General features: G+C 60.6%; 20 protein-coding genes. 17 read left to right on the top strand and 3 right to left on the bottom strand.

Annotated features, from left to right (window positions below; translation table 11 throughout):
- Positions 1 to 9: 9 nt before the first annotated feature.
- From mraY to ACQZ5G_RS13490, 7 genes are all read left to right on the top strand, one after another.
- Positions 10 to 1110, top strand: coding sequence for a phospho-N-acetylmuramoyl-pentapeptide-transferase (gene mraY / locus ACQZ5G_RS13520; protein ID WP_003522196.1), 1101 nt, complete (start codon positions 10 to 12; stop codon positions 1108 to 1110).
- 3 nt (positions 1111 to 1113) lie between these two features.
- On the top strand, positions 1114 to 2523 hold the full coding sequence (gene murD, locus ACQZ5G_RS13515) for a UDP-N-acetylmuramoyl-L-alanine--D-glutamate ligase (protein WP_448736594.1): 1410 nt from the start codon (positions 1114 to 1116) through the stop codon (positions 2521 to 2523).
- Between the two features lie 5 nt (positions 2524 to 2528).
- Entirely contained in the window at positions 2529 to 3683 is a 1155-nt protein-coding gene (gene ftsW, locus ACQZ5G_RS13510) for a putative lipid II flippase FtsW (RefSeq protein WP_003522198.1), read from the top strand.
- A gap of 6 nt (positions 3684 to 3689) precedes the next feature.
- A complete protein-coding gene (gene murG, locus ACQZ5G_RS13505; protein ID WP_448736595.1) occupies positions 3690 to 4826 on the top strand; it encodes an undecaprenyldiphospho-muramoylpentapeptide beta-N-acetylglucosaminyltransferase in 1137 nt (378 codons plus the stop codon).
- Complete coding sequence (gene murC / locus ACQZ5G_RS13500) at positions 4823 to 6238, top strand: UDP-N-acetylmuramate--L-alanine ligase (RefSeq protein ID WP_174057068.1); 1416 nt, start codon at positions 4823 to 4825, stop codon at positions 6236 to 6238. The genes murG and murC overlap by 4 nt, the downstream gene beginning before the upstream one ends.
- A complete protein-coding gene (murB, locus tag ACQZ5G_RS13495; protein ID WP_020810676.1) occupies positions 6235 to 7200 on the top strand; it encodes a UDP-N-acetylmuramate dehydrogenase in 966 nt (321 codons plus the stop codon). The genes murC and murB overlap by 4 nt, the downstream gene beginning before the upstream one ends.
- Before the next feature lie 192 nt (positions 7201 to 7392).
- On the top strand, positions 7393 to 8202 hold the full coding sequence (locus ACQZ5G_RS13490) for a GGDEF domain-containing protein (RefSeq protein WP_031233977.1): 810 nt from the start codon (positions 7393 to 7395) through the stop codon (positions 8200 to 8202).
- Between the two features lie 116 nt (positions 8203 to 8318).
- On the opposite strand, the gene ACQZ5G_RS13485 is transcribed toward ACQZ5G_RS13490, so the two are convergent.
- Entirely contained in the window at positions 8319 to 9623 is a 1305-nt protein-coding gene (locus ACQZ5G_RS13485; protein ID WP_003522203.1) for an MFS transporter, read from the bottom strand.
- Between the two features lie 543 nt (positions 9624 to 10166).
- Here ACQZ5G_RS13485 and ACQZ5G_RS13480 point away from each other — a divergent pair.
- The 9 genes from ACQZ5G_RS13480 (at position 10167) to ACQZ5G_RS13440 (ending at position 22455) form a co-directional block, all read left to right on the top strand.
- Positions 10167 to 11093 carry a D-alanine--D-alanine ligase gene (locus tag ACQZ5G_RS13480; RefSeq protein WP_003522204.1) on the top strand — a complete coding sequence of 309 codons (927 nt, stop codon included), beginning with the start codon at positions 10167 to 10169 and terminating at the stop codon, positions 11091 to 11093.
- Complete coding sequence (locus ACQZ5G_RS13475; protein ID WP_003522205.1) at positions 11081 to 12013, top strand: cell division protein FtsQ/DivIB; 933 nt, start codon at positions 11081 to 11083, stop codon at positions 12011 to 12013. Before ACQZ5G_RS13480 ends, ACQZ5G_RS13475 begins: the two co-directional genes overlap by 13 nt.
- The gene (gene ftsA, locus ACQZ5G_RS13470) at positions 12010 to 13341 is read left to right on the top strand and encodes a cell division protein FtsA (protein ID WP_003522206.1); all 1332 of its coding nucleotides are present in this window, start codon (positions 12010 to 12012) and stop codon (positions 13339 to 13341) included. Before ACQZ5G_RS13475 ends, ftsA begins: the two co-directional genes overlap by 4 nt.
- Before the next feature lie 92 nt (positions 13342 to 13433).
- Positions 13434 to 15194 carry a cell division protein FtsZ gene (gene ftsZ, locus ACQZ5G_RS13465; protein WP_448736596.1) on the top strand — a complete coding sequence of 587 codons (1761 nt, stop codon included), beginning with the start codon at positions 13434 to 13436 and terminating at the stop codon, positions 15192 to 15194.
- 265 nt (positions 15195 to 15459) lie between these two features.
- The gene (lpxC, locus tag ACQZ5G_RS13460) at positions 15460 to 16419 is read left to right on the top strand and encodes a UDP-3-O-acyl-N-acetylglucosamine deacetylase (protein WP_003522208.1); all 960 of its coding nucleotides are present in this window, start codon (positions 15460 to 15462) and stop codon (positions 16417 to 16419) included.
- 233 nt (positions 16420 to 16652) lie between these two features.
- The gene (locus tag ACQZ5G_RS13455; protein ID WP_003522209.1) at positions 16653 to 17519 is read left to right on the top strand and encodes an outer membrane protein assembly factor BamD; all 867 of its coding nucleotides are present in this window, start codon (positions 16653 to 16655) and stop codon (positions 17517 to 17519) included.
- Positions 17520 to 17534: 15 nt separating this feature from the next.
- On the top strand, positions 17535 to 19208 hold the full coding sequence (gene recN / locus ACQZ5G_RS13450) for a DNA repair protein RecN (protein ID WP_020810274.1): 1674 nt from the start codon (positions 17535 to 17537) through the stop codon (positions 19206 to 19208).
- A 114-nt stretch (positions 19209 to 19322) separates the two neighbouring features.
- A complete protein-coding gene (gene ligA / locus ACQZ5G_RS13445; protein WP_448736597.1) occupies positions 19323 to 21497 on the top strand; it encodes an NAD-dependent DNA ligase LigA in 2175 nt (724 codons plus the stop codon).
- A 64-nt stretch (positions 21498 to 21561) separates the two neighbouring features.
- A complete protein-coding gene (locus ACQZ5G_RS13440) occupies positions 21562 to 22455 on the top strand; it encodes an aminoglycoside phosphotransferase family protein (RefSeq protein WP_448736598.1) in 894 nt (297 codons plus the stop codon).
- 6 nt (positions 22456 to 22461) lie between these two features.
- Here the strand turns inward: ACQZ5G_RS13440 and ACQZ5G_RS13435 are convergent, their stop codons facing one another.
- Positions 22462 to 22995 (bottom strand): GNAT family N-acetyltransferase, encoded by a 534-nt coding sequence (locus tag ACQZ5G_RS13435; RefSeq protein WP_448736599.1) that lies wholly within the window; start codon positions 22993 to 22995, stop codon positions 22462 to 22464.
- Between the two features lie 181 nt (positions 22996 to 23176).
- Positions 23177 to 24106: a DMT family transporter gene (locus tag ACQZ5G_RS13430; RefSeq protein WP_031233882.1), complete on the bottom strand. Its 930-nt coding sequence runs from the start codon at positions 24104 to 24106 to the stop codon at positions 23177 to 23179.
- Between the two features lie 198 nt (positions 24107 to 24304).
- Here ACQZ5G_RS13430 and gcvA point away from each other — a divergent pair, with 198 nt between their 5' ends.
- The gene (gcvA, locus tag ACQZ5G_RS13425; protein ID WP_448736600.1) at positions 24305 to 25207 is read left to right on the top strand and encodes a transcriptional regulator GcvA; all 903 of its coding nucleotides are present in this window, start codon (positions 24305 to 24307) and stop codon (positions 25205 to 25207) included.
- The last annotated feature ends 40 nt before the right edge of the window (positions 25208 to 25247 follow it).

Raw genomic sequence — 25247 nt, 5'->3', positions numbered from 1 at the left:
AGGGCAATTATGCTGATCTGGCTCGTCGAACTGTCGGATAAAATTCAAATCTTCAACCTGTTCCGGTACATCACCTTCCGGGCGGGTGCCGCGATGTTCACCTCTGCGTTGATCGTCTTCCTGTTCGGACCGGCGATCATCAATTCGCTGCGCGTGCGCCAGGGCAAGGGCCAGCCGATCCGCGCGGATGGGCCGCAGACGCATTTCAAGAAGGCCGGCACGCCAACCATGGGCGGGCTGATGATCCTTGCCGGCATTCTCGGCGGTTCGCTGCTCTGGGGCGATCTTTCGAATGTCTATGTCGTCGCCGTTTTGATGGTGACGCTCGGTTTCGGTGCCATCGGCTTCTACGACGATTATCTGAAAGTGACGAAGCAGAGCGACAAGGGCTTTTCCGGCAAGGCCCGTCTCGGCATCGAATTCCTGATTGCGGCGATTGCCGTGTTCTTCATGATGAAGATGGCGCTCGCTTCCGCCCCGCATGGCGGCACGCTCGGCAGCTCCATCGCGTTTCCCTTCTTCAAGGAATTCGTGATCAATCTCGGTTATTTCTTCGTGCTGTTCGGTGCTTTCGTCATCGTCGGCGCGGGCAATGCCGTGAACCTGACGGATGGTCTCGACGGTCTCGCCATCGTGCCGGTCATGATCGCGGCCGCCACCTTTGGCGTGATCGCCTATCTCGCCGGCAACGCGGTTTTCGCCAATTACCTGCAGATCAACTTCGTGCCCGGCACGGGTGAACTCGCCGTCATCGTCGGCGCCGTCATCGGCGCGGGCCTCGGCTTCCTCTGGTTCAACGCGCCGCCCGCCGCCATCTTCATGGGCGATACGGGTTCGCTGGCGCTCGGCGGCCTGATCGGCTCTATCGCGGTTGCCACCAAGCACGAGATCGTCATGGTCATCGTCGGCGGTCTGTTCGTCATGGAAACGCTGTCGGTCATCATCCAGGTCTTCTGGTTCAAGCGCACCGGCAGGCGCGTCTTCCTGATGGCGCCGATCCATCACCATTTCGAGAAAAAGGGCTGGACGGAAAGCCAGGTGGTTATCCGTTTCTGGATCATCTCCGTGGGTCTCGCGCTGCTTGGCCTTGCCACCCTGAAGCTGAGGTGAGCGATGATCCCGGTCACGTCGTTCAAAGGTAAGAAGGTCGCGCTTTTCGGGCTTGGCGGTTCGGGTCTCGTCACGGCCCGCGCACTGGTTGCCGGCGGGGCGGATGTCGTTGCTTTCGACGACAATCCCGACAGTGTCGCGAAGGCTGAGGCCGAAGGCATCAAGACGGCGGATCTTCGGACGATTGACTGGCCGAGCTTCTCTTCCTTCGTTCTGGCGCCCGGCGTGCCGCTGACGCATCCGAAACCGCATTGGTCGGTCGACCTTGCGAAGGCTGCAGGCGTCGAGATCATCGGCGATATCGAGCTTTTCATCCGCGAGCGCCGTGCGCACGCGCCGGATTGCCCTTTCATCGCGATTACCGGCACCAACGGTAAGTCGACAACGACGGCGCTGATCGCGCATATTCTCAAGGCGTCCGGCCGCGATACGCAGCTCGGCGGCAATATCGGTACGGCGGTACTAAGCCTCGATCCGCCGAAGGCGCAGCGCTTCTACGTTGTCGAATGCTCGTCCTACCAGATCGATCTCGCACCGACGATCAATCCGACCGCCGGCATTCTGCTCAATCTGACGCCCGATCATCTCGACCGGCACGGCACGATGCAGCATTATGCCGACGTCAAGGAGCGGCTGGTCGCCGGAGGTCAAACGGCCATCGTTGGTGTGGATGACAGCCATTCGACGCTGATCGCCGACCGTATCGAACGCGCCGGGGTAAAGGTCGAGCGCATTTCCAAGCGCAATGTCGTTTCCGAAGGTCTCTATGCCGAAGGCAGCCGCATTTTCCGTGCACATGGCGGCACTTCTTCGCTGCTCACCGATCTCGACGGTATCCAGACCCTGCGCGGCAGCCACAATGCGCAGAATGCTGCGGCGGCAATCGCCGCCTGCCTTGCGGTCGGGGTTTCCGAAGAGGAAGTTCGCGCAGGCCTGAAGTCTTTTCCCGGCCTCAAGCACCGTATGCAGCCGGTTGGCCGACGTGGCAATGTCACCTTCGTTAATGACAGCAAGGCGACCAATGCCGATGCTGCGGCACCCGCGCTTTCAAGTTTCGACCGTATCTACTGGATCGCCGGCGGTCTGCCCAAGGCAGGCGGCATCACCAGCCTTTCGCCGCTTTTCCCGCGCATCGCCAAGGCTTATCTGATCGGCGAGGCGGCTGCGGAATTTGCGGCGACGCTTGGCGAAGCTGTGCCTTATGAAATATCCGGCACGCTGGACAAGGCCGTGCAACATGCGGCGGCGGATGCGGAAAAAGATGCGACGGCCGGCAATATCGTGATGTTATCCCCGGCTTGCGCAAGCTTCGATCAGTATAAGAACTTTGAGATTAGAGGCGATTCGTTCGTCGCGCAGGTTGCTGCGCTCGATGGCATGACGATGCTGGTTGACTCTGGAAAAGGGGGCTGAAGGCCATGGTAAGCCGAGTTGATCGTGGTCCGGTCGCGGAGTGGTTCTGGACCATCGACCGTTTCTTTCTGGCGGCGTTCATCGCGCTGATGGGCATCGGTCTGATGCTGTCCTTTGCGGCCTCGCCTGCGGTTGCCGAGCGCATCGGCCTCAACAGTTTCTTCTTCGTCGAGCGTCAGGCGATGTTCATGGTGCCGTCACTGGCGATCATGGTCGGCCTGTCCTTCCTGTCGCCGCGTCAGGTGCGGCGCGTGGCGGTCATCATGCTCATCGCTTCGCTGCTGATGATGATCTTCGCGCTGTTCTTCGGCATCGAGGTCAAGGGTGCGCGGCGCTGGATTTCCATCGGCACCTTCTCGATCCAGCCATCGGAATTCATGAAGCCGGCCTTCGTCATCGTCTGCGCCTGGCTGTTTGCCGAACGGGCGCGCCATCCTGAAATTCCGGGCAATCTCTTCGCCATCATCACCTTCGGCATCGTCGCGGCGCTCCTGATCGCCCAGCCCGACTTCGGCCAGACGATCCTGACCTCCGTGGTCTGGGGCGGCATGTTCTTCATGGCCGGCGTGCCGTGGTTCTGGATCATCATGCTCGGCGGCGTCGGCGTCGGCGGCATCATCTCCGCTTATCTGATGCTGCCGCACGTGGCCGGTCGTATCGACCGTTTCTGGACCGGCGAAGGCGATACGTTCCAGGTGGACACGGCGCGTGAGGCTATCATTCGCGGCGACTGGTTCGGGCGCGGACCGGGCGAAGGCATCGTCAAGCGCATCATTCCCGACAGCCATACCGACTTCATCTTCTCGGTGGCGGCGGAAGAATTCGGCATCGTCTTCTGCATGTTCCTGGTGGCGATCTTCGCCTTCATCGTGCTGCGCGGCCTCTCGCACGCCTTCAAGGAAAAGGACGATTTCTGCCGCTTTGCCGTGGCCGGCCTTGTGCTGCAGATCGGCATGCAGTCGATGATCAATATCGGCGTCAATCTGGAGTTGATGCCCGCCAAGGGCATGACGCTGCCGCTGATTTCCTATGGCGGTTCGTCGATGATGGCGATCTGCGTGACCGCCGGCTTCCTTCTGGCGTTGACACGCCACAGACCCGAAAAGCGCGCGCAGGAGCGGAGTTTCTTCCGCGTCGGTTCCGGCGTTCCCGCGGAGTAAACGATCATGAGCAAGGGTATTGTTCTTCTTGCCGCCGGGGGAACCGGCGGTCATGTCTTTCCAGCCGAGGCGCTCGCGCATACGCTGAAAGCGCGCGGTTATCAGGTGCACCTCGTCACCGACAGCCGCGCCGAGCGTTATGCGGGCAAGTTCCCGGCGGATGAAATCCATGTGGTGCCGTCCGCCACCATCGGCTCGAAAAACCCGATTTCCGTGGCGCGTTCGCTCTGGAAGCTCTGGGTTGGCCTGCGGGCCGCGCGCCGGCTGGTGGCGAAGCTGAAGCCTGTCGCAGTTGTCGGTTTCGGCGGTTATCCCACCGTGCCGCCGCTCCTGGCATCGACCGGGCTTGGCGTTCCCTCCATCATTCATGAGCAGAATGCGGTGATGGGCCGCGCCAACAAGGCGCTGGCTGCCCGCGTGAAAGCGATTGCCGGCGGCTTCCTGCCGCCCGCCAACGGTCAATATTCCGACAAGACGGTGGCGACCGGCAATCCCGTACGCCCGGCGGTGCTGGCGGCGTCGGAGATACCCTATACGCCCTCGCAGACGGGTGAGGCATTCCAGCTCGTCGTTTTCGGCGGCAGCCAGGGTGCGCAGTTCTTCTCGAGCGCGGTGCCTGCGGCGATCTGCCTGCTGAAGGATGAGCAGCGCAAGCGCATCGTCGTCACCCAGCAGGCGCGGCCGGAAGACAAGGACAGCGTGATCGCCTCCTATCAGAAGCTCGGCGTGAAAGCGGATGTTTCGCCCTTCTTCGGCGATATGGCGTCGCGTATCGGCGAGGCAGATCTGGTCATCAGCCGCTCGGGCGCTTCGACCGTATCGGAGCTTTCGGTGATCGGCCGCCCGTCGATCCTCGTTCCCTATCCGCATGCGCTCGATCACGATCAGGCCGCCAATGCGGCAGCGCTTTCGGCGGCTGGCGGGGCAAGCGTCATCAAGCAGGCGGAACTGTCGCCGCAGAAGCTTTCCGGCCTGCTGTCCTCAGCGCTTTCGGAGCCGGACCGTCTTTCGGCAACGGCAGCGGCGGCAAAGGCGACGGGCAAACCGCATGCGGCGGATGTGCTGGCCGATCTGGTGGAGGCGATTGCTTCCGGCCGGTCCGTACAGGAATTCAAGAAAAAGAATGAAGGAGTTGGGGCATGAAGATGCCGAAAGCCATAGGCCTTGTGCATTTCATCGGCATAGGCGGGATCGGCATGAGCGGCATCGCCGAAGTGCTTCACAATCTCGGCCACCGCGTTCAGGGGTCGGATCAGGCCGACAGCGCCAATGTGCAGCGCCTGCGCGACAAGGGCATCGAGGTTTTCGTCGGTCATACGGCGGATAATATCGGCGATGCCGAGGTCGTGGTCGTTTCCACCGCCATCAAGAAGAACAATCCCGAACTCATCGCGGCGCGTGAAAAGCACCTGCCGATCGTTCGCCGGGCCGAAATGCTGGCCGAGCTGATGCGTTTCCGTAATGCCATCGCCATTGGCGGCACCCACGGCAAGACCACGACCACCTCCATGGTCGCGACCCTGCTGGAAGCCGGCAATCTCGACCCGACCGTCATCAATGGCGGCATCATCAATGCTTACGGCACCAACGCCCGCATGGGCGAGGGCGAATGGATGGTGGTGGAGGCCGACGAGTCCGACGGCACCTTCCTGAAGCTGCCAGCCGATGTGGCCGTCATCACCAATATCGATCCGGAGCATCTGGACCATTACGGCAATTTCGATGCCGTGCGTGCTGCCTTCCGTCAGTTCGTCGAGAACGTGCCTTTCTACGGTTTCGGCGTCATGTGCCTCGATCACCCGGAAGTGCAGGCGCTGGTCGGCCGCATCGAGGACCGCAAGGTCATCACCTATGGCGAGAACCCGCAGGCCGACGTGCGTTTTTCGAATGTACGCATCGACGGCACGCGCTCGGTGTTCGACGTTGAAATCCGCCGTCGCCGCACCGGCAAGATATTTTCCTTCAAGGACCTCGTCCTGCCGATGCCCGGCCGCCACAATGTGTCGAATGCGACGGCGGCGATTGCGGTTGCCAATCGTCTCGGTATTTCGGAAGCCGACATCAAAAAGGGCCTTGCCTCCTTCGGCGGCGTCAAGCGGCGCTTCACGCTGACGGGCGAAGCCAACGGGGTGCAGGTTTTCGACGATTACGGTCACCATCCGGTGGAGATCAAGGCCGTGCTGAAGGCGGCGCGGGAGGCCTGCAAGGGCCGCATCGTCGCCGTGCACCAGCCGCACCGCTATAGCCGCCTTTCCAGCCTGTTCGACGATTTCGCGCATTGTTTTAACGATGCCGACACGATTATCCTTGCTCCGGTCTATGCCGCGGGCGAAGATCCGATCGAGGGCGCAAGCTCGGAAGCGCTGGTTTCGGCCATCAAGGCCGCCGGCCACCGGGACGCCCGTTTTCTCGAGAAACGGGAAGATCTCGCCTCAGTGGTTGCAGGCATTGCGAATCCGGGTGATTTCGTGGTTCTCTTGGGGGCTGGAAATATCACGCAATGGGCAGCAGTACTGCCTTCGGAATTGAAGAGCATATCAGGAAAGTCTGAATGAGACAGGTCGATGGGGTTAAATTGCTGGGGAGGCTCGGCGACGGGGTAAATGAATTGCGGGGACGTCTGACACCGGATGCGCCCATGGACCGCGTGACGTGGTTCAGAGCCGGCGGTCTTGCGGAAGTCATGTTCCAGCCGCACGATACCGACGATCTGATTGCCTTTCTGAAAATTCTGCCGGAAGACGTGCCATTGACCGTGGTTGGCGTCGGCTCGAACCTTCTGGTGCGCGATGGCGGCATTCCGGGCGTTGTCGTCCGTCTGTCGGCCAAGGGCTTCGGCCAGGTGGAGCTTGCCGGCGAAAACCGCATCAAGGCGGGCGCGATCTGCCCGGACAAGCATATTGCCGCTATGGCCATGGATAATGGCATCGGCGGTTTCCATTTCTATTACGGCATTCCCGGCTCCATCGGCGGTGCGCTGCGCATGAATGCGGGCGCCAATGGCGGCGAAACGCGCGAGCGTGTCGTGGAGGTCTATGCGGTCGACCGTCAGGGCAACCAGCATGTGCTTTCCAATGCCGATATGGGCTACAGCTATCGCCATTCCGGCGCTGATGCAGGTCTGATCTTTACCGGCGCGCTGTTTGAGGGTTATCCCGAAGACAAGGCGAAAATCCGTGCCGATATGGATGCCGTGCGCCACCACCGCGAAACCGTGCAGCCGATCCGTGAGCAGACGGGCGGTTCCACCTTCAAGAATCCCGAAGGTCATTCCGCCTGGGAGCTGATCGATGAGGCGGGTGGTCGCGGTCTGGTCATCGGCGGGGCGCAGATGTCGTCGCTGCACTGCAATTTCATGATCAATACCGGCCATGCGACCGGTTACGATCTTGAATATCTGGGTGAGACCATCCGCAAGCGGGTGTTCGAGAAGTCGGGCATCCGGCTGGAATGGGAAATCAAGCGGCTTGGCCTTTTCATGCCGGGCCGTGAGGTGGAGCCTTTCCTCGGAAGCTGAAATCCGGTGCAGGCCGGTATGGTTGGCGACAAAACCTTGCGTTGATGCGGCCGTTGACGTTTATCGTAACGGTCGATCAATGGTTATGCTCTATAGCAACAGGAAAGTGGAGAGGGTGTCGGCCCTCTCCAATATTTTAGACGATTTATATTAGAGTTTTCGACGACGTTAGATGATTGGGCGCTGCTGGGGATGGTATTGGGTCTCTGGAAAAAACTGATCGAGATGATGAGTTTTTCGATTGCGACGTCGGAGCGCCGCCGGCGGCTTGAACCGCTGGAGTTTGCGATCCGGGTCGCCTGTGTCGTCACGGTTATAGCTGTTCTTATCTGTTTCTTCGGTCTGCTTCTGCTGGCGGAGTTCGGGCTGGTAACGGATCTCGTCAACGGGCTTATCCTTGGCATCACCCTGTCCGCCGCAATCTCGTTTACGATAACGCTGCTGGTTTGCTGGTTGAATGCCAGGGAAGTGAAGCTTCTGGCGCAATCGCATGAGCGATTTCTGTATCTGAGCCATACGGACGCCTTGACGGGCCTTAGCAATCGCCTTGGGCTCTATGCCGGGTGTATCGATCTCGGCCCGCATTATTGCGTCGCCTTCCTCGATATCGATCATTTCAAGTCCGTGAACGACAGGTTCAGCCATCTGGCAGGCGATGCGGTGATTTCCAGTGTCGCACAGCGGATACGCGCTGCCTTCGCTGCTTCTGCCAGCGTTGCCAGAATGGGTGGCGAGGAATTCGTTGTCGTGCAGGAAACCGGGCTGCAATCGTTCCTGGACGTTTGCGAAAGGCTGCGTGCGAGTATCGAGGCGGTGCCGGTCGATTATCAGGAGATGCGGATCGGTGTCACTATATCGATTGGCGTGGCCGTCCGGAAGGATGCCGAAGTCTTCGAAAAAGTCCTGCACAATGCCGATCTGGCGCTCTATCAGGCAAAGGGAACGGGGCGTAACCGCATCTGCGTGTCAGGCCAGCGCGACATCCGCCAATCCGTCGCCTAGCGTATTTCCAACAAAGCCGGGAAGAGATGCGCTGTTGCGCTGTCGGGCGCAGATATGAAAAGGCCCGCGAAACCTCAAGTTCCGCGGACCTTTTTGTGTTTTGAACCCTGCGTGGCTCAGACTTCGTCCTTGCGGGACAGAAGGATGCAGGCGAGCGTGATGAGCGCCGATACGCAGAGATAATAACCGACATAACCCATGCCGTAGTTCACCTGCAGCCATGTGGCGATGTAAGGCGCCAGCGATGCGCCGAAAATGCCGGCCATGTTGAAGGTGATGGACGAGCCGGTGTAGCGCACGCGGGTCGGGAAGGGGGCGGCGAGCGCCGTTCCGATCAGGCCGTAGGTCATGCCCATCAGCATCATGGCAAGAGCCGCGAAGACGAAGATCGAGCCTTCGCCACCGGACATCAGGCCGGGCAGCAGGAAGGAGAACAGGCCAATCAGCACCGTCGTCAGGATCAGGATTTCACGGCGACCGAATTTTTCGGCGAGCTTGCCGGCGATCGGAATGAAGATGCCGAAAACGATGGAGCCGAGGATCTGCACTTCCAGCGCGTCGAGGAACGGGATTTTCAGGACCTTGACGTTGTAGGACAGAAGATAGGCGGTGCCGATGTAGAAGAGCACGAAGGTGGCCAGCGCCACGAAGGTGCCGAGCACGAGGCTGCGCTTGTGGTTGCGGAACAGTTCCGCGACCGGCACGGCCACACGCTCTTCCTTTTCGATTGCCTTCTGGAAGTCGGGCGTTTCGGTGATCGACAGGCGAACCCACATGCCGACCGCGATCAGGATGATCGACGCGACGAAGGGAATGCGCCAGCCCCAGCTCAAAAGCGCTTCCTGAGACATGAAGTGCAGCAGGATCCAGAAGACGCCGGACGAAAGGAACAGGCCAACGGGTGCGCCGAGCTGCGGGAACATGCCGTACCAGCTGCGCTTGCCCGGAGGTGCGTTTTCCGTGGCGAGCAGGACGGCGCCGCCCCATTCGCCACCGAGGCCGAAACCCTGACCGAAGCGGCAAAGCGCGAGCAGCAGCGGGGCCAGAACGCCGGCGGTCTCATAGGAGGGCAGGAGGCCGATCACGACCGTCGAGACGCCCATCGTGAGCAGGGCGGCGACAAGGGTAGTCTTGCGGCCGACGCGGTCGCCATAGTGGCCGAAGACCACAGCGCCCAGCGGGCGGGCGAAAAAGGCGATGGAGAAGGTGGCGAAGGACGCCAGAAGCGCCGTCATCGGGTCATTGTTCGGGAAGAACAAAGTGGGGAACACGAGCACTGCGGCCGTGGCGTAAACATAGAAATCGAAAAACTCGATGGTCGTGCCGACCAGGCTGGCAGTGAGAACTCGTGCAGGCGAATTTGTCTTTACAACGTTCGAAGTGTCAGCGGTCGGCGATACCGGAGATATCGCGTCGGTCATGGTATTGGTTCCATTTTGGATGATTGCAATGTCATGCCTTGGGAGGCGACGACTGCGTTAACGCAATTTTTGTTCTTATGGAATGCTAAAAAAGAAATAATGCAGATAATGTGATCCATCAGTGCGACACGTGTGGTTATGCCTCTCGGGGATGCTTTGGCGATTGAGAGACTGATTCAGGCCGCGGTTTTAAAACGCTGAAACGCCAGATAATTTTCCCTGGGGAATAATCCCGTCTGTTAACGTTTCGGCCTTGCCTTTATCGCGGGCCAGCAGACGCACGAGCACGGTTTTATTTCCGATCATTGAAAACCTGCATGTTGCAATCCATGCAACTCTCTGATTCCAAGGAGGGAATCCGGATCGGTGCTGATTCTTTAACGAAACTCGGCACGTTGGACGCGGCGGTTAACGAAAGTAAACGATTCATTAACCTTAATGGCGTTTAACTGATCCCAAGGGTCATGTGCCAGAATCACCGTTCGTCAAATTCGGTCGGTTCGGAGCGTGGTTCGTAACGGAGAGTTGGTGTCAGAGGTATCGATGAGCGGCAAGCACGTAGCTGTTCTTTTGGGTGGATTTTCGTCGGAGCGGCCGGTCAGCCTGTCGTCGGGCAACGCTTGCGCGCAGGCTCTGGAAGACGAGGGCTACAAGGTCACCCGGGTCGATGTGGGGCGCGATGTCGCCGCCGTGCTAGCCGAGCTACGCCCGGATGTCGCCTTCAACGCGCTGCACGGTCCCTTTGGCGAAGACGGCACCATTCAGGGCATCCTCGAATATCTCGCCATTCCCTATACGCATTCCGGCGTGCTCGCTTCCGCGCTCGCCATGGACAAGGCGCAGGCCAAGAAGGTTGCCGCTGCTGCCGGCATTCCGGTGGCTGCCGAGCGCGTCATGAACCGCTTCGATTTCACCAGCGAGCATCCGCTCGCACCCCCTTATGTCGTGAAGCCGGTGCGTGAAGGTTCGAGCTTCGGTGTCGTGATCGTCAAGGAAGACCAGTCGCATCCGCCGCAGATCCTCACCTCGTCGGAATGGCGCTACGGCGATCAGGTGATGGTCGAGCGCTATATTCACGGCCGCGAACTGACCTGCGGTGTACTCGACGGCGAGGCGCTGGGCGTCACCGAAGTGGTGCCGCTCGGTCACAATTTCTATGATTATGATGCGAAATATGCGGCTGGTGGCTCGAAACATGTCATTCCCGCAGAAATTTCACCGAAAATTTACCAAAAAATTCAAACACTGGCGGTTATGGCGCATCGGGCGATCGGATGCCGTGGCGTAAGCCGTTCAGACTTTCGTTACGACGACCGTTTCTCAGAAGATGGCGAAGTTATCTGGCTTGAAGTGAATACGCAGCCGGGCATGACGCCGACCTCCCTGGTGCCGGAAATGGCGGCTCATGCTGGCCGCTCCTTTGGTAACCTTGTCAGCTGGATGGTGGAGGACGCTTCGTGTTTGCGGTGATCGGCAAAAAGTCGACGGCAAAAAAGCGCGAACAATTCGCGGCGGCGGCCAGCGCCGACGACCGCATGGTATTGCCGCGTCCTCTGCGTCGCTTCGTGCGTTTCGGTGTCAGCCTTGCGACCGGACGCATTCACATTCCTGCCCATACCGGTACGATTTCGGCCGTCGCCTTTTACGCGGTGACCGGGCTTTACGGCATGTCGCTCGGCGGGCACACCAATATCGTTACCCAGACCACGACATCGGCCGCAGGCTTTGCGGTCGAGGACGTGAAGGTCTCCGGCAATCTGCAAACCTCCGAAATCGAAGTGTTCCAGCTTCTCGGCCTCGATGGCAGCACCTCGCTGATCGCGCTCGATATCGATGCGGCGCGCCGCAAGCTGGTGCAGCTTCCCTGGGTGGAAGATGTCGATATCCGCAAGGTGTACCCCAAGACCGTGGAAGTCCGGCTAAAGGAGCGTCAGGCCTTCGGTATCTGGCAGCATGGAACGGAACTGTCGCTGATCGAAAAAAGCGGCAGCGTGATTGCGCCGCTGCGGGACAATAAGTTCGCCGCCCTGCCGCTCTTCGTCGGCCGCGACGCGGAAACGGGTGCCGCCGGTTTCGTCGAGCAGCTGGCCGACTGGCCGGAAATCCGCAACCGTGTCCGCGCCTATGTCCGCATTGCCGGCCGTCGCTGGGACTTGCATCTCGATAACGGCATCGTGGTCAAGCTGCCGGAAGAAAACCTGCCGCAGGCGCTGCAATTGCTGGCGCGGCTCGATCTCGAGGAAAAGGTTCTGTCGCGCGATGTCGCAGCGGTTGATCTGAGGCTCGCGGACCGCACCACGATCCAGCTGACCGAGGGCGCCACGGAACGCCGCCAGGCCGCTGTCGATGCGCGCACCAAGGCTCTCAAGAAGGCGGAGAAGAACACATGAGCTTATTCGGTTCTTCCCATTTCGGTCTGCCTCGGCTGAAGCCGCTTTCCTCCAAGCGCAGCCATATCGTTTCGGTGCTGGACATCGGCTCGACCAAGGTCGTGTGCATGATCGGCCGTCTGACGCCGCGTCAGGAAAGTGAAATCCTTCCGGGCCGCACCCACAAGGTGGAAATCATCGGCATTGGCCACCAGCGCTCGCGTGGCGTGAAGTCAGGCGTGATCGCCGATCTTGACGCGCTGGAAGGCGTGATCCGTCTGTCTGTCGATGCGGCCGAGCGCATGGCGGGCCTTACCGTCGACAGCCTGATCGTCAATGTTTCCGCCGGACGGCTGGCGAGCGATATCTATACCGCGAGCATCGATCTCGGCGGCCAGGAAGTGGAAGCAAGCGACCTGCGCAAGGTTCTGGTGGCGGCAAGCCAGCAGTCCATGCGTCAGGACCGGGCGATCCTGCATTCGCTGCCGACAGGTTATTCGCTGGATGGTGAGCGCGGCATTCGTGATCCGCTCTCCATGTATGGCGACCTCCTTGGCGTCGACATGCATGTGGTGACCGTGGAGCGCACGGCGCTGAAGAACCTCGAGCTTTGCGTCAACCGCGCCCATCTTTCGGTCGAAGGCATGGTGGCGACGCCCTATGCCAGCGGTCTTGCAGCGCTGGTGGACGATGAAGTCGAACTCGGCTGTGCGGCCATCGACATGGGCGGCGGCACCACGACGATCTCGGTTTTCGCCGAAGGGCGGCTCATCCACACCGACGCGATCGGCCTTGGCGGCCATCACGTTACGACAGATCTTGCACGTGGCCTCTCGACACGAATCGAAGATGCGGAGAGACTGAAGGTGGTGCATGGTTCGGCTTTGCTGAATGGCGCGGATGAGCGCGACATGATTTCGATCCCGCCGATTGGCGAAGACGATCGCGATCAACCATCGCAAGTTTCAAGAGCCCTTGTAACCCGCATCGTGCGGGCGCGTATCGAAGAGACGCTGGAATTGATCCGTGATCGTATCCAGAAGTCCGGCTTCAGCCCCATTGTCGGCAAGCGCGTGGTCCTGACCGGCGGCGCAAGCCAGCTGACGGGGCTGCCGGAAACGGCACGGCGCATTCTCGCCCGCAACGTTCGTATCGGCCGCCCCATGGGTGTTGCCGGTCTTCCGGTCGCGGCGAAGGGACCGGCATTTTCAACCGCCTGCGGACTGATGATCTATCCGCAGGTGGCGGACATAGAAATTCATGCGGCGCAAGGCGGAATGTTCTCGCCGTTTGGTACGGGTAGCGGCCGGATAGCCCGGGTGGGGCAATGGCTGAAAGAGAGTTTTTGAGTGGCCTCGTGGCGTAAGCCGGAGGTTTCAGAGTTGAGTTTTCAAGAATCGGCCAGCGGGGCGATGCGGCCAGAGAAAGAAGGAATGCTAAAATGACGATACAGCTGCAAAAGCCTGATATCACCGAGCTGAAGCCACGCATCACTGTTTTCGGTGTCGGCGGTGGTGGTGGTAACGCTGTCAACAACATGATCACGGCCGGCCTCCAGGGCGTCGACTTCGTCGTCGCCAACACGGATGCGCAGGCGCTGACCATGACGAAGGCAGACCGGGTCATCCAGCTCGGCGTCAACGTCACCGAAGGCCTCGGCGCCGGTTCCCAGCCGGAAGTCGGCCGCGCGGCCGCTGAAGAATGCATCGACGAGATCATCGATCACCTGAACGGCACCCACATGTGCTTCGTCACCGCCGGCATGGGCGGCGGCACCGGCACCGGAGCTGCCCCAGTCGTTGCACAGGCTGCCCGCAACAAGGGTATCCTGACGGTCGGCGTCGTCACCAAGCCTTTCCACTTCGAAGGCGGCCGCCGCATGCGTCTTGCCGAACAGGGCATCGAGGAACTGCAGAAGTCCGTCGATACGCTGATCGTCATTCCGAACCAGAACCTCTTCCGTATTGCCAACGACAAGACGACCTTTGCCGACGCCTTCGCCATGGCTGACCAGGTTCTCTACTCCGGCGTTGCCTGCATCACCGACCTGATGGTGAAGGAAGGTCTCATCAACCTCGACTTCGCCGACGTTCGCTCGGTCATGCGCGAAATGGGCCGCGCGATGATGGGCACGGGCGAGGCTTCCGGTCCGGGCCGTGCGATGCAGGCTGCGGAAGCGGCAATCGCCAACCCGCTGCTCGACGAAACCTCGATGAAGGGCGCACAGGGCCTGCTGATCTCCATCACCGGCGGTCGCGACCTTACCCTGTTCGAAGTCGACGAAGCGGCCACCCGCATTCGCGAAGAAGTCGATCCGGATGCCAACATCATCCTCGGCGCAACCTTCGACGAAGCTCTGGAAGGTCTCATCCGCGTCTCCGTCGTCGCAACCGGCATCGACCGCGTTGCTGGCATCGGCGAGCAGAACGTTGCCGATATGCGTGCCGCAGCAGCCGTTGCCAAGCCGCTTATCCGTCCTTCCGCGGCCGTTGCTTCCGCTCCGGCCGCAGTTCAGCCTGCTCCAGCAGTATCGCAGGCACAGAAGGCCGTAGACCCGATCGCCCAGACCATCCGTTCGGCGGAAGCCGAAATGGAACGCGAACTCGGTTTCGCCGCACACCAGCAGCCGGCTCAGGATTTCCGTCCGCAGAGCAAGCTGTTCGCATCTTCTCCGGCTGAAGCGCCGGCGGCTCTCCGTCCGGCCCAGCCGGTTCAGCAGGCTGCTCCGGCACCGGTCGCTCCGGCGCCCGTCTACCATGCTCCGGAACAGGTTGCCGCTCCGGCGCCGCGCATGCAGCAGCCGCAGGCTCCTGTTTATCAGGAACCCGCACCGGTTGCCCGCCAGCCCGAGCCGGTACGCATGCCGAAGGTCGAAGACTTCCCGCCGGTCGTGAAGGCCGAGATGGAACATCGCACCCATGCCGCTCCTGCCGCCCAGGAAGAGCGTGGCCCGATGGGTCTTCTGAAGCGCATCACCAACTCGCTTGGCCGCCGCGAAGAAGAAGAAGTTCCGTCCGACATGATGGATGCGCCGAGCATGGCGCCGCAGCAGCGCCGCGCCCCGCTTTCGCCGGAAGCCAGCCTCTACGCACCGCGTCGTGGCCAGCTTGACGACCACGGCCGCGCAACGCCTTCTTCGGCCAGCCATCACGACGACGACCAGCTGGAAATCCCGGCCTTCCTGCGCCGCCAGTCCAACTAAGGGCGATTCCATCCGCCTCTTCGAACGCCCGGGTTTCACGATCCGGGCGTTTTGTTTATTTTACGTTATTAACACTAAATTAATTCGTTTTTTCAAAGGTTTACGCGTGTAACAATCCGAAACGAACAGTGATTTGTCGTGGCACCTACATGTGCGTATGTATGAGGCTGGGTAAAGGAAAACACGGACTTGGCCGGTTGCCAGACTGGCTCGAAAACTTGAACGGCGCTCAAGCGGCGCGGTTTGCAAAACAAGGCATATTCGCATGACTATCGGACTGCTCGGATTTCAGACAACTATCGCAAATGCTGTTCAGCTCAAAGGCATTGGCGTGCATTCCGGCAATCCGGTTTCGATGACCTTCCAGCCCGCAGAAGCCGGAACGGGCATCGTCTTCCATCGCCTTCATGACAATGGCAGCGTTACCGAGTTGAAGGCGGTTTCGGCCAATGTCGGCAATACCGACCTGTGCACCGTGCTCGGCCGTTCGCTTTCCCAGTCGGTTGCGACGATCGAGCACGTCATGGCTGCCATCTACGCCATGGGCCTCGATAACCTCATCGTTGAAGTCGACGGTCCGGAAGCGCCGATCATGGATGGCAGCTCCGCACCTTTCATCGAAGCGATCGAATCGGTCGGCATCAAGAGCCTCGGCGTGAAGCGCCGTTATATTCGCGTCACCAAGCCGGTGCGCATCGATTCGGGCGCCTCCTGGGCGGAGTTCCGTCCCTATGACGGTACGCGCTTCGAGGTCGACATCGATTTCGATACGCCGCTGATCGGCAAGCAGTCCTGGAAGGGCGACCTGACGGCGGAGAGCTTCAAGAACGAACTGTCGCGCGCCCGCACCTTCGGCTTCATGCGGGATGTGGAGCGCCTGTGGGCCGCCGGTTATGCGCTTGGCTCCTCGCTCGAGAACTCGGTCGTCATCTCCGACGACAACAGCGTCATCAACATGGAAGGCCTGCGTTACGCCAAGGACGAATTCGTCCGTCACAAGACGCTGGACGCCGTGGGCGACCTGGCGCTTGCCGGCGCGCAGTTCATCGGTTGCTACCGCTCCTATCGCGGCGGCCACAAGGTCAATGCGAATGCGCTGAAGGCGCTTTTGAGCGACCGCACCGCCTATGAGATCGTCGAAGCGCCGGCCGCTCGCAACCAGATGGTGCGCGCCCGCGAATTCGTTGCGGTCAACATGCCGGAATTCGCACCCTGGTCTGCGTGAATTCCTTCGCAGGCTATCAATTGACAGAAAAAGCCGCTCCCTTTGGGGCGGCTTTTTCGCGATGAGAACAAGAAGTTGCATAATATCGCCTGATATTCATGCGATTGCACGGGTCGATGCCATAAAAATGCGTTAATGCGTCATCATTGCGTTGCCCTGCGGATGCTTTTATGGCTAGAACGCCAGTGCAAAGCCGATGCTTATGTATTTGCGCGGGAAGTGGGAACTGTCGAATGAAGCATGTAGGGTCTGGTGCAATGAAGGGTACGATGCGGGGGATCGCCGTCTCGTTGATGTTGGTCGGCGCGAGTGTCGCCGTCACGGCCTGCCAGTCCGATCCGGATATCGACATCACCAAGCTCGGCGTCGAGACCGATCCGCCGGATGTTCTGTACAAGCAGGGGCTTGCCAACATGAACGCCGGTAACATGACGGAAGCCTCACGCAAGTTCGAGGCGATCGACAAGCAGTATCCCTTCACCGAATGGGGCCAGAAGGCGCTGGTGATGCAGACCTTCATTGCCACGCGCACCAACAAGAACGATGTGGCCATTACCAATGGCAGCCGGTTCCTTCGCCAATATCCGCGCTCCAAGGATGCCGCTTACGTTCAGTACATGATCGGTCTTGCCTATTCGAAGCAGATTTCCGACGTCACGCAGGACCAGCGCGCCGCACAGCGCACCGTTGAGGCGATGAACAAGGTCGTCAACGACTATCCCGATTCGGAATATGTCGCCGATGCACAGGCCAAAATCCGTTTCGCCCGCGACCAGCTCGCCGGCCGCGAAATGCAGGTCGGTCGTTATTATCTTGAGCGCAAGGAATATCTCGCTGCCGTTTCGCGTTTCCGCATCGTCGTCGAGCAGTACCAGAACACCAACCAGATCGAGGAAGCGCTGGCGCGTCTGACGGAAGCCTATTATGCGATGGGCCTGGTGGACGAAGCGCAAACCGCGGCCGCCGTTCTCGGCAACAACTATCCTGACAGCCAATGGTATTCGGATTCCTACAAGCTGCTGAAGGGCAGCGGGCTGGAGCCGCGGGAAAACAAGGGGTCCTGGATTTCGCGCGCCGGCAAGAAGCTCATCGGCGCCTGAGACGGGGCATAGGCCATGCTGGTCCAGCTCTCGATTCGCGATATCGTTCTCATCGAAAGGCTCGACCTCGGTTTCGAGGCGGGCCTTTCCGTGTTGACGGGCGAAACGGGTGCGGGCAAATCCATTCTTCTCGATAGTCTTTCGCTGGCGCTTGGCGGCCGCGGCGATGGCGGCCTTGTGCGGCACGGGGAAGAGAAGGGGCAGGTGACCGCCACCTTCGAGGTCCCGAACAATCACCCGACACGGCTTCTCCTGCGTGAAAACGGTCTCGACGACGATGGCGACCTGATTTTCCGCCGGGTGCAATCCTCTGACGGTCGCACCAAGGCCTATATCAACGATCAGGCCATCAGCGTGCAGATGATGCGCCAGCTCGGGCAATTGCTGGTCGAAATCCATGGTCAGCATGATGATCGCGCGCTTGTCGATACCGATGCACACCGCACGCTGCTGGATGCCTTTGCCGGGCTGAGCGATGAGGCTCGCGCCGTTCAGGGCCTCTACCGCACCTGGAAGGATGCCGAGCGTGCGCTGAAGACGCACCGCGCCAAGGTGGAAGCGGCGGCCCGCGAGGCGGATTACCTTCGCTCCTCCGTCGAGGAACTGGAGACGCTCTCGCCGCGCGACGGTGAAGAGGATGAGCTGGCCGAGCGCCGGGCGGTGATGCAGAAATCCGAACGCATTGCCGGCGATATCGCCGAGGCAAGCGAATTTCTGAACGGCAATGCGTCGCCCGTGCCTGTCATCGCCTCGATGATGCGGCGTCTGGAGCGCAAGAGCCACGAGGCTCCCGGCTTGCTGGAAGACACGGTGCAATTGCTGGATGCTGCGCTCGACAGCCTTTCCAATGCGCAGATGGAAGTGGAGGCGGCGCTGCGCCGCACCGAATTCGATCCGCGTGAGCTGGAGCGGGTGGAGGAGCGGCTGTTTGCGCTGCGTGCTGCCGGGCGCAAATATAACGTTGCCGTGCCCGATCTGCCGGCTCTCGCCGAAAAAATGGTGGCCGATCTCGCCGATCTCGATGCCGGCGAAGAAAAGCTCGGCAAGCTCGAGGCCAATCTCGGCGTGGTGAAGGCCGATTTCGACCGTGCCGCGCAATCGCTTTCCGACAAACGCCGCCATGCGGCGGATGCGCTTTCTAACGCGGTGATGGCAGAACTGCCGGCGCTGAAGCTGGAGCGGGCGCGGTTTACCGTCGAGGTGACCTCCGATGCCGAACAGGCGACGGCCGACGGCATCGACACGGTGGAATTCCACGTCCAGACCAATCCGGGCACACGTCCCGGCCCGATCATGAAAGTGGCCTCGGGTGGTGAATTGTCCCGCTTCCTGCTGGCGCTGAAAGTGGCGCTGGCGGATCGCGGTTCGGCACCGACGCTGGTGTTCGACGAAATCGATACGGGTGTCGGCGGCGCGGTGGCGGATGCCATCGGCCAGCGGCTGCGCCGCCTGTCCAAAACCGTGCAGGTTCTGTCCGTTACCCATGCGCCGCAGGTGGCGGCACGGGCGGCGACCCATCTTCTCATCTCCAAGGGCCCATCCGGCGACGGCAGCGAGCGTATCGCCACGCGCGTGGCCACCATGGAGCCGAAGCACCGCACCGAAGAAATTGCCCGCATGCTCGCCGGCGCGTCGGTGACGGACGAGGCGAGGGCTGCGGCGGCTCGCCTGCTGGCGGCCAAGGACTGACGGCTGCCGATAGCGTTGCGCGAGCGGATTCGGCTTGTGAGTCCAACGGCAAAACTGTTTTTAATGTTTGTTATTTCGGCTAAAAGCGTTCGGTAATTCCGAAAAGAGGCCGTCATGTCGAAAGACCAGAAATCCGTCGAAAACCTCACCGAGCTTGAAGCCTCTTCCGAGCTTGCGTTTCTGGCGGCCGAGCTTGCCCGCCACGATGCGCTTTACCACGGCAAGGACGCGCCTGAGATTTCGGACGCGGACTATGACGCGCTGAAGCGGCGCAACGATGCCATCGAAGCGGCTTTCCCGGCGCTGGTGCGGGCCGACAGCCCGTCGAAAAAAGTCGGCTTCGCACCGCTTCCGACCTTTGCGCCCATCGTGCATGCGCGGCCGATGCTGTCGCTCGACAATACGTTTTCGGAAGAGGATTTGCGGGATTTCGTGAGTTCCGTCTATCGCTTCCTCGGGCATCTGCCGGACGATTCCATCGCCTTCACCGCCGAGCCGAAGATCGACGGGCTTTCCATGTCGATCCGCTATGAGAACCGCAGGCTGAAGACGGCGGCGACGCGCGGAGACGGCACGACGGGCGAGAATGTCACCGCCAATATCAGGACCATCAACGAAATTCCGAACGAGCTGCCCGCCGATGCGCCCGATGTGGTGGAGGTGCGCGGCGAGGTCTATATGGCCAAGAGCGATTTTCTGGCGCTCAACGCCCAGATGGAGGCCGAAGGCAAGCAGACCTATGTGAACCCGCGCAACACGGCATCCGGTTCCCTGCGCCAGCTCGACGCCAATGTGACGGCGAAACGCAAACTGCGGTTCTTCGCCTACGCGCTGGGCGAGGTTTCGAATGGCGGCCAGCCGGCGCGGATTGCCGATACGCAATATGGCATCGTCGAAAAATTCCGGGAGTGGGGATTTCCGGTCAATCCGCTGATGAAGCGATTCACCTCCGCCGAGCAATTGCTTGAGCACTATAATGAAATCGGCGTAGCACGGCCCGATCTCGATTACGATATCGATGGCGTGGTCTATAAGGTCGACCGGCTCGATCTGCAGGAACGGCTGGGCTTCCGCTCGCGCAGCCCGCGCTGGGCCACCGCCCATAAATTTCCGGCCGAGCAGGCGTTTACCACCGTCGAAAATATCGAAATCCAGGTGGGGCGCACCGGTGCCCTGACGCCGGTGGCGCGTCTTACCCCGATCACCGTTGGCGGTGTCGTCGTCACCAATGCGACGCTGCACAATGCCGATTATATCGAAGGCATCGGCAATAGCGGCGAGCGCATCCGCCCGGAGGACCACGATATCCGTATCGGCGATACGGTCATCGTGCAGCGCGCCGGCGATGTCATTCCGCAGGTGCTGGACGTGCTTCTGGAAAAGCGCCCGACTGATGCGGTGAAATATGCGTTCCCGGAAAAATGTCCGGTCTGCGGCAGCCATGCGGTGCGGGAGCGTAATGAGAAGACCGGCAAGCTCGATTCGGTCACGCGCTGCACGGGCGGGTTCGTTTGCCGCGCGCAGGCGGTTGAACATCTCAAACATTTCGTTTCGCGCAATGCCTTCGACATCGAGGGGCTCGGCACGAAGCAGATCGATTTCTTCTTCGAAAGCGACGATCCGGCGCTCTCGATCAAGACTGCGCCCGAGATTTTCACCCTGAAGGCGCGGCAGGAGGCCTCGCAGCTGACCAAGCTTGAGAATATCGACGGCTTCGGCAAGGTCAGCGTCAGAAAGCTGTTCGACGCCATCGATGCCCGCCGCGAGATCGATCTGCACCGGTTGATCTTCGCGCTCGGCATCCGCCATGTGGGTGAGACCACGGCGAAGCTTCTGGCGCGCTCCTATGGCACTTACGACCATTTCGAAGAGAGCATGAAGGCGGCAGCCGACCCGGCGAGCGATGCCTGGGCCGAACTCAACAGCATCGACGGCATCGGCGAGGTGGTGGCCCGCGCCATCATCGAATTCTACAAGGAGCCGCGCAATCTCGATGTCATCGACCGGCTGATACGGGAGCTTCGCCCGAAGGAGGCCGAAAAGCCCTCGACCGATGGCAGTCCGGTGGCGGGTAAGACGGTGGTATTTACCGGCTCACTGGAGAAATTTACCCGAGACGAGGCCAAGGCGCGCGCCGAAAGCCTCGGCGCGAAAGTGGCCGGCTCGGTTTCCAAAAAGACCGATATTCTGGTGGCGGGGCCAGGAGCCGGCTCCAAGCTTGCCAAGGCGACGGAACTGGGTGTGCAGACCATGGACGAGGACGAGTGGCTGGCCTTGATCGGCGGCTGATACACCGTCATGGCAATGTTGTTCTCTGCCGCTAGAGCTTTGCGCCTGAAACGGAGAGCACAGCATGGATGACCGCATTGACGTCAGCACAGAGCAGGTCCGTGCGCTGGTAGGCAGCCAGTTTCCGCAATGGGCGGCGTTAAATATCCGACCGGTGGAACTGAGCGGCTGGGACAATCGCAGCTTTCGTCTTGGCGATGAGATGCTGATCCGCATGCCAAGTGCCGCCCGGTATGTTGCGCAGGTGGAGAAGGAGCATCGGTGGCTGCCGGCGCTTGCGCCGCTCCTGCCTTTTCCGATTCCTGCGCCATTGGCGCTCGGGCAGCCGGGACAGGGTTTTCCGTTCCGCTGGTCCGTCTATCGCTGGCTTGAGGGCGAACCGCTCGCCCGGGATCTGGATCGCGTTGATCTTTCAACCATCGCCATCGATGTTGCCGCGTTCTTAAGGGCATTGCACGGGGTGGATGCTTCGGACGGCCCACCCGCAGGCGCACATAATTTCCATCGCGGCGGCTCGCTTTCGGTCTATGACGGGGAGGCGAAGGCTTCGGCGGCGCGGCTTGCCGATGAGGTGCATCAGGCGCTGGCCATGGAGATATGGCAACTTGCGCTTTCAAGCCATTGGCGGAAGCAGGGGGTGTGGGTGCATGGAGACATTGCCGAGGGCAATCTGCTGGTGAAGGACGGCCGGCTTTCGGCCGTCATCGATTTCGGCAGTTCCGGCGTCGGCGATCCGTCTTCCGATCTCATCCTCGCCTGGAATGTGCTCGATGTGGAAAGCCGCGCCGTTTTTCGCCAGGCGCTGGATCTGGATGAGGCGACATGGCAGCGCGGGCGCGGCTGGGCGCTGTGGAAGGCTTTAATCGTGCTGGATGCGGAGCGCGGACGTAACGACAAAATGGCCGAATGGTCGCGCCGGACCATTCGGGAAGTGTTTGCGGATCACCTGGACAACTGACCGGAACTATCGAAGACGCGCTATCACGTGGGCATCGACGTATTTTCCGTCACGATAGGCGTCGTTGCGCAGAGTGCCCTCGCGTTCGAAACCGAATTTCTCGTAAAGCCGGATTGCCGGGAGATTATCGGTGAAGACGTTCAGCTCGATGCGGCGTATATCGTGCCAATTGTCGGCCGTGTCGATCAACGCCGCGAGGATATATGATCCGACGCCCTTGCCCGCAAAATCGTCGTGAACACTGATCACCAGATCGGCGATGTGGGACTGCCTTCCCGCCCTGCGAAACAGTCCTGCATTGGCAACGATCTTTCCACGCCATTCGCCAACGATGGCGATATCGTTCGGGCCGCGGTTTTCCATCGATTTTCGCGTTTTTTCAACGGACTGAAACGGCTGTCGGAGCGTGCCGTGACGGACGCCGGGCAGGTTGAACATTTCGGTCAGGGCTTCGGCATCGTCCAGACGCGCCGCACGCAGGACGACTTCGTTCAAGCTGAATTGCGAATCTTCATTATCGGCAAATTTCATGTTCTGCATGCCTGTCTCCTTGGGCGTATGGGAGCAGGTTTGCGAACCCTGCTCTGGTGGCAGGGTGGAAATGGTCGCTTAACGCGACGACATACCTCTGCCTGCCGGGTGGCCGGTGATGGTATGGCGACGGGTGGTGTTCTGTTTCGTTGCGATCATGCGCGCAGAATGCTTTTGCCGCATGGCCCTGTCAAGCGGGTGCGTTGCGCAGCAGGCTTCTGAGTTTTGCCGGCAGCCTGCCGTCGATCGCCGCAAGACCGGCGGCGATCATCGCCATCCCGGCGAAGTGTTTCATCTCCAGTTGCTCTCCGAGGAGCAGCGAACCGAGCAGGATGGCGCTGACGGGAATGAGGAAGGTGACGAGGGCGAGGTTGGTGGCGCCGGCGCTGGCGAGGATGCGGAAGAAGATGAGATAGGCGAGCGCTGTCGACAAGAGGGCGATGCCGACAAGGGCGCCCCAGGTTCCGAGGCCCGGCATGGCGAGCGTCCATGGTTTATCGATAAGAAGGGCGGCCGGGATGAGCATCAGTGTCGAAGAGGAGATCTGGCCGGTGGCGGTCATCAGCGGCGGCACGCCCATGGCCTTGAAACGGCGGCCGAATATGCCCGCGAAGGAATAGGAGATGGCCGCGCCGAGAATGGCGATCTGGCCCCAGAGGCCGGATGAGCCGGTGAATGCGGCCGGGCCGATCATGGTCGCCACGCCGGCAAAGCCGATCAGCACGCCGGTGAGCTTGTTGCCGGTCATCTTCTCGTCGGCGGTGAGAAAATGGGCGACGATGACGGTGAAGAGGGGCGTGGTGGCATTGAGGATCGAGGCTAGTCCGCTGGCAATATGGGTCTGGCCCCAGACGATCAGGCAGAAGGGGATGATGTTGTTGAGCAGGCCCATGCCGAAAAAGGCGCGCCACACCGCCCATTCACGCGGCAGGCGAAGGCCCATGATGCGGCAGACGATGAGAAGCGCGATTGCCGCCAGGCTGACGCGCAGCGTGACGATGGTGACGGGCGGCAGTTCCTTGACTGCGACACCGATGAAAAAGAACGATCCGCCCCACAGAAGCGAAAGCGCGACAAGCATCGCCCATTCACCGGCATCCATCTGTTTCTGTATTGCCATCGTCATCTCCCAAAAGCATGAGTATCGACATGATCGCAGGCGGGCTCGCCGCCATCCACCCGATATCGGTTGAGTTTTGCTCAAACTGGAGATGGGTGGTTTTCACTGCGTTTCAGGTCTTGTTGCGTCTATTTACTCCATGTTTTATGATGTTTTCAAACGATTGTTTCTCGTTCGATAATTGAGATGAGCTAAACCATGGCAGCCGAACTTCCGTCTCTGAAAGGGTTGCAGGCCTTCGAGGCCGCAGCACGGTATCGCAGCGTCACGCTTGCTTCCAATGAGTTGAATGTCACGCCCGGTGCCGTCAGCCTGCAAATCCGGGAACTGGAGGCGCGCCTTGGTGTGCAATTGTTTTTCCGCAAGCCGCGCAGCATCCAGCTGACGCGCGAAGGGGAGCGTTATTACGGCGCGCTTCGCGCCGCCTTCCGGATGATGCGGGAGGCGACGGCGGAACTGACGGCGCGCTCCGAGATCACGGTTCTGACGTTGAGCTGCACGCCGACCTTCGCCGTGCAATGGCTGATGCCGCGATTGCCTGCCTTCCAGCAGCAACACCCGCAGGTGGATGTCCGCATCAGCGTGACGAACCGGCTGGTGGATTTTTCGAGGGATGATGTCGATCTGGCGGTGCGGCATGGTTTTGGTCGTTATGAAGGGCTGGAGAGTATCCGTTTCATCGATGACAGCACCCTGCCGGTCTGTTCGCCTCAGCTTCTGGAAAAATATGGGCCGCTTCAGGAGGCGGGGGACCTGAAATCCATTCCGCTTCTGCACGATGAAAACCGCAATGAATGGCGGCGCTGGCTGGAGGCGGCGGGAGCATCGGACGTGGATGCCTCCGGCGGCACCGTCTTCATCGACAGCAACGGCGCGCTGGATGCGGCCAAGGCCGGGCACGGCATTGCGCTGACCCGGCGTTCGCTGGTTTCCCGCGAGCTTGCGGAAGGCGCATTGATTGCGCCCTTCGGCAAGGACATGGCCAGCACGCTCGCCTATTTTCTCGTTTATCCGCGGCGTATGCTTGATAATCCCGATCTGGTGACACTCATCGACTGGATGCTTTCGGAAGCGGGCTCTGCCGAGGCCGGTTCTCTTTGACGTCAATCCAGTCTATGCCGGAATGAAACAACGGGAATCA

The organism is Agrobacterium sp. 22-214-1 (assembly GCF_053522465.1).
The sequence above is the reverse complement of the archived record's forward strand: the minus strand, read 5'-3'. Positions and strand labels throughout refer to the sequence as shown.